General features: G+C 64.8%; 1 protein-coding gene. It reads left to right on the forward strand.

Going from position 1 to position 1,620, the window contains the following annotated elements; all coding sequences use genetic code 11:
- On the forward strand, window positions 1–1,458 hold a 1,458-nt coding region (locus tag B5G37_RS15360; RefSeq protein WP_158099445.1), incomplete at its 5' end, for a VaFE repeat-containing surface-anchored protein.
- Between the last annotated feature and the right edge of the window lie 162 nt (window positions 1,459–1,620).

Raw genomic sequence — 1,620 nt, forward strand, 5'->3', positions numbered from 1 at the left:
ACCGTCACCATCACCCGCGACGGCGTGGTGTACGACTACGGCACCCTCGACGACCAGCCCCAACCCACCGTTTCCATCACCACCAACGCCTACGACCCCACCGACGGAGACAACTCCATTATGGCCGGTGACGTGAGGATCGCGGACAAAGTGACCTACACCGGCCTCACCGCAGGCGAAACCTACCGGCTCACCGCCTCGATCGTGGACACGGAAACCGACGAACCCGTCACCGTGGACGATAAGCCCGTCACCGCCACACATGAGTTCACCGCGCAGACTGCGGACGGCTATGAGATCGTGGAAACGACTCTGCCCGCCACCGGCTTGGGCGGCAGGACCGTCACCGTCTTCGAGGAGCTGCACCGCGTGAGCGACGGCACCCTCATGGCGGAGCACAAGGACAAGGACGACGTGGACCAGCAGCTCCGCGTCATCGCCCCGCAGATCGGCACCACCGCCACGGACGGCACGGACGGCGACAAGACCGTGATCGCCGACGAGAAGGCCACCATCGTGGATACGGTGGAATACAGGAATCTCGTCCCCGGCGTGGAATATGCGCTCACCGGCACCCTCCATGTGAAACATGTGGACGAGGAAGGCAATGTGACGGAGGAAGCCCTGCTGGACGGGAACGGCGAACCCATCATCGCCGAGATCACGTTCACGCCGGACTCCCCGGACGGTTCCATGGAGGTCAGGTTCACCTTCGACGCCACAACCCTTCCGGACGGTACGGAGCTGGTGGCGTTCGAGACGCTGAGCCATGACGGCGTGGAGGTCGCGGCCCATGCTGACATCAGCGATGAAGGCCAGACCGTCATGGTGGAGAACCCCAAACCGGCAATCGGCACCACCGCCACGGACGGCACGGACGGCGACAAGACCGTGATCGCCGATATGGAGGCCATCATCGTGGATACGGTGGAGTACGCGAACCTCATCCCCGGCGAGGAATACACCCTCACCGGAGCGCTCTACGTGAAGCATGTGGACGATGACGGCAATGTGACGGAGGAAGCCCTGCTGGATGCGGACGGAAACCCCGTCTCCGCCAAGACCACCTTCACGCCGGAGAACGCCAGCGGCAGCGTGGAAGTGACGTTCACGTTCGACGCCTCCGCCATTGCGGACGGCACGGAGCTGGTGGCGTTCGAGACCCTGTTCCACAACGGCGAGGTGATCGCGGTCCACGCGGACATCACCGACAAGGGCCAGACCGTCACCGTGGAACACCCGGAGGAACCGGAGATTCCCGACACCCCCGAACAGCCCGAACCGGAGCATCCCACCCCCGAACCGGACAAGCCGCAGGGGACCACCTACGGCAAGACCGGCGTGAGCACCATGCCCATCGTGGCCGGGATCGTCCTGCTGATCGCGGCGGCGGGCGGCACCGCCTTCTGCGCCCACCGGCTGCACCGCAAAGACGGGAGCGACGGCCGTGACGAATAAGACGAAATCCCGCATCCTGTGTGGCATGAGTGTGGGCTTCGCCCTCATGGCGGCAATCCTGTGCTGGCTCCTCCACTCTTGGGGAGGAGCGGCACAAACGCCGCCCTCGCCCAGAATACTGTCCCCCACACAGGGGGACACGGCAGACCCTTCCCTGACCAT

This window comes from Pseudoflavonifractor sp. An85, from assembly GCF_002161235.1.
Lineage (GTDB): Bacteria > Bacillota > Clostridia > Oscillospirales > Oscillospiraceae > Enterenecus.